Annotated in this window: 3 protein-coding genes and 1 pseudogene; 1 reads left to right on the forward strand and 3 read right to left on the reverse strand. The window is 35.6% G+C overall.

Annotated features, from left to right (window positions below; all coding sequences use genetic code 11):
- Nucleotides 1-204: pseudogene (locus ABIQ28_RS06425) on the forward strand (hypothetical protein); the annotation flags it as partial.
- A gap of 140 nt (nucleotides 205-344) precedes the next feature.
- Here the strand turns inward: ABIQ28_RS06425 and ABIQ28_RS06430 are convergent.
- The 3 genes from ABIQ28_RS06430 to nqrE all read right to left on the reverse strand — a co-directional run bounded on the left by ABIQ28_RS06430 (nucleotide 345) and on the right by nqrE (nucleotide 3440).
- Entirely contained in the window at nucleotides 345-1082 is a 738-nt protein-coding gene (locus ABIQ28_RS06430) for a class I SAM-dependent methyltransferase (RefSeq protein WP_348036051.1), read from the reverse strand.
- Between the two features lie 305 nt (nucleotides 1083-1387).
- The gene (nqrF, locus tag ABIQ28_RS06435) at nucleotides 1388-2695 is read right to left on the reverse strand and encodes an NADH:ubiquinone reductase (Na(+)-transporting) subunit F (RefSeq protein WP_348036052.1); all 1308 of its coding nucleotides are present in this window, start codon (nucleotides 2693-2695) and stop codon (nucleotides 1388-1390) included.
- Nucleotide 2696: 1 nt separating this feature from the next.
- The gene (gene nqrE, locus ABIQ28_RS06440) at nucleotides 2697-3440 is read right to left on the reverse strand and encodes an NADH:ubiquinone reductase (Na(+)-transporting) subunit E (protein ID WP_348036053.1); all 744 of its coding nucleotides are present in this window, start codon (nucleotides 3438-3440) and stop codon (nucleotides 2697-2699) included.
- Between the last annotated feature and the right edge of the window lie 6 nt (nucleotides 3441-3446).

Raw genomic sequence — 3446 nt, forward strand, 5'->3', positions numbered from 1 at the left:
CCAATTTTGGATGTATTTCCATATTTCACAGGAGAAGAAGAACAATTAGAGAAATACAATGTTTTGGAAACTTCTGCCCCTAAAGCAACATTTGAAGAAGAGGAAGACGATGAGGAATTAGATGACCTACAAGAGCTAGACAATTTAGCAACTGAGGAAACTGAAGAAGAGCTCGTAGAGCAAGACATTGAAGAAGAAGAATAAATCAAAAACTAATATTTCGATTTTTTAATAAACTCCTTTTGTTACTAATATTTTAAACTGAAACCACTATTAAAGAAGCCGTCTTAATTTGATCATAAGACGGCTTATGTTTTATGATTATTTATACACTATAACCATATTTATTTTAGCTCCAACATACCCACTCTATCCCCAATTGAAAGACTCGAAATAAATCTATTATCATTTGAAACCTCCTCCCAACAATTTATCATATCAGCTGAGAAATTGATATCATCCAGAATAATTATTGATCCTTTTTTTGCTCTAGCAATCACAATTTCTAACTGAGGAATGACAAATTCTTTGGTGTGAATGGCATCGATAAAGGCGATGTCTATATTTTGATTATGAAGCAGTATATTGTCTATATTTTCCTCAAATGTGCCAACCGTTAATTTAAATCTATTGCTTATCTGCAATAAATTTTCTTTTGCCAATTTGGCCCAAACCTCATTTGGGTCAAAAGTAAGGAGTGAGCCTTTTTCGTTTTTATTTAACCCCGCCAGAAAATACATTCCAGAAACACCAAAAGCTGTACCGAATTCTACAATAATTTCAGGTTTTTTTTCTTGAACCAAGTATGCAAACAGATTACCTATTGCAGGTACACTTCTGACAGTATTAGGCTTTCGACTAGAACTTCCAATATTATTACCATGATAACCTTCCCAAAGAGGCTGATTACCTTTTTGATTAGTATGTTCTGCAAGCTGCTCAATCTTAGTGCAATAAGAGTTGATGGGCGGAATAATAAAATCACCAATTAAATTTTGTGCTAACCATGACCCTTCATCTTTCTTAACCCAGTTGATAGGAAGTTTTCTACCTATACGACTAATAACATATGGCTTAATCATCCGTTTAAACTTGTTGATCATTATATTATGTGTGTTTTTTAGTTAATTAATAAGATAGCATAAATAAAAACGGCACCTTTTTATTTTCTTAAGCAAATTAACATTTATTTCTTTCATAATTAATATTCCATTTTAAAAATGAGGAGATAGTAATTTCGATGTTGGTTAATTTAATGTTTCGGATAAATCTGTCTTTGATCCGCAAGCCTAATTTGAAACAGACAAAAGCCCAACACTTTCGTGTTGGGCTTTTATATAATGAAGACCTTTCAGGTTTTGGAAATCTGAAAGGTTTATGCTCTCATCTATCCTCCAAAGTCATCAAATCTGATATTCTCATCTGGAATTCCGAAATCCTCTCCCATTTTCTGAACGGCTTGGTTCATCAATGGTGGACCACAGAAGTATAATTCGATGTCTTCAGGTGACTCATGATGGTTCAAATAGTTCTCGATAACACAATTGTGAATGAACCCTACAAATCCATCGCCTGGGGCATCAATATTCTCCTTTACTTTCCAATTGTCTTCTTCCATAGGTTCAGACAAGGCCAAATAGAATTTAAAGTTAGGAAACTCACGTTCTAATTCATGAAAATGATCTAAATAGAACAATTCACGCTTAGAACGTCCACCGTACCAATACGTCACTTTACGACCTGTTTTTAAGGTTTTGAATAAGTGGTACAAGTGTGAACGCATTGGCGCCATTCCTGCTCCACCACCTACATATAACATTTCGGCATCAGATTCATTGATAAAGAATTCACCGTAAGGTCCTGAAATAACGACTTTATCGCCTTTTTTCTGGTTAAAGATATAAGACGATGCAATACCTGGATTCACATCCATCCAGCCACCTTTGGCCCTATCAAACGGAGGTGTTGCAATACGAACGTTTAACATGATTTCTCTTCCTTCTGCAGGGTAAGAAGCCATAGAATAAGCACGTTCAGTTATTTCTTCGTTCTTCATGACCAAAGGCCATAATTTAAACTTGTCCCATTCTGCTTGAAACTTATCTGGCGTGTCATGCTCTTCAGGATGGGCAGTGATGTCCATGTCCTTAAAGTTAATGGTACAAGGTGGAATTTCAATCTGAATATAACCTCCCGCTTTGTAGCCCATATCTTCAGGAATCTCTACTACGAACTCTTTAATAAAAGAGGCGACGTTATAATTTCTAACAACGGTTGCTTCCCATTTTTTGATTCCAAATACTTCCTCAGGAATCGTAATCACCATATCCTGTTTTACTTTTACCTGACATGACAAACGGATACCTTCCTTTAATTCAGTACGGGTAAAATGTGGTGTTTCAGTTGGGAGTGCTTCACCCCCACCTGATAAAACATGACATTCACACTGAATACAAGTTCCACCACCACCACAAGCAGATGGTAAAAATATTTTTTGAGCACTCAAGGTTGTAAGCAAAGAATTCCCTGAAGGTACTTCAATTACTTTTTCTCCATTAATGGTAATTTTAACAGGACCTGAAGGCGCTAATTTTTGTTTTACGAATAATAAAAGTGAAACTAATAGCAACGTAATTACTAAAAACGCAATTATTGTCGCTACGATAACACCTGTTGTACTTGCTGCTAATAACATATTATCTATTTAAAGCGGTTGTGATTTCTACTATCTTATCTTTCTTCAAAATACCTTCAACATCAGCGCTATTCGGCTCAGATTTCATGTCTTGCTCAATGGCTTGAGGACTTTGTTCACCATCGTCTCCTCCAGTAAGCATACCACCAAAACTCATAAAACCAATCGCCATTAATCCTGTAAGAATAAAAGTAATTCCTAATCCTCTTAAGGCTGGTGGTACATGAGAATATCTGATTTTTTCACGAATTGCTGCAATAGCAAGAATCGCTAAAAACCATCCGATACCTGAACCAACACCATAAGTTAATGCTAAACCTAAGGTTGGAATTTCACGGGATTGCATAAACAATGAACCACCTAATATGGCACAGTTTACAGCAATTAATGGTAAAAATATTCCGAGTGAGTTGTATAAGCCTGGTGAGAATTTCTCAACCACAATCTCAACCAATTGCACCATCGTTGCAATGGTAGCAATAAACAGGATAAAAGATAGAAAACCTAAGTCATACTCCGCATATTCAGGGCCTAACCATGCTAATGCACCTTCTTGTAAAACGTATTGATCCAATAACCAGTTTAATGGTACAGTCACGGCGAGAACGAATATTACAGCAGCTCCAAGACCTACTGCAGTATCAACTTTTTTAGATACCGCTAGATATGAACACATTCCTAAGAAATATGCAAAGATCATATTATCTACAAAAATCGATTTAAAAAATAACTCTATATATTCCATATATTT

This window comes from Gelidibacter sp. (assembly GCF_039916245.1).
Taxonomy (GTDB): domain Bacteria; phylum Bacteroidota; class Bacteroidia; order Flavobacteriales; family Flavobacteriaceae; genus Gelidibacter.

What these genes read in the sequence shown, in the direction of transcription:
- ABIQ28_RS06430 (WP_348036051.1), bottom strand. Translation starts at nt 1,082, where the DNA reads ATGATTAAGCCATATGTTATTAGTCGTATAGGTAGAAAACTTCCTATC.
- nqrF (WP_348036052.1), bottom strand. Translation starts at nt 2,695, where the DNA reads ATGTTATTAGCAGCAAGTACAACAGGTGTTATCGTAGCGACAATAATT.
- nqrE (WP_348036053.1), bottom strand. Translation starts at nt 3,440, where the DNA reads ATGGAATATATAGAGTTATTTTTTAAATCGATTTTTGTAGATAATATG.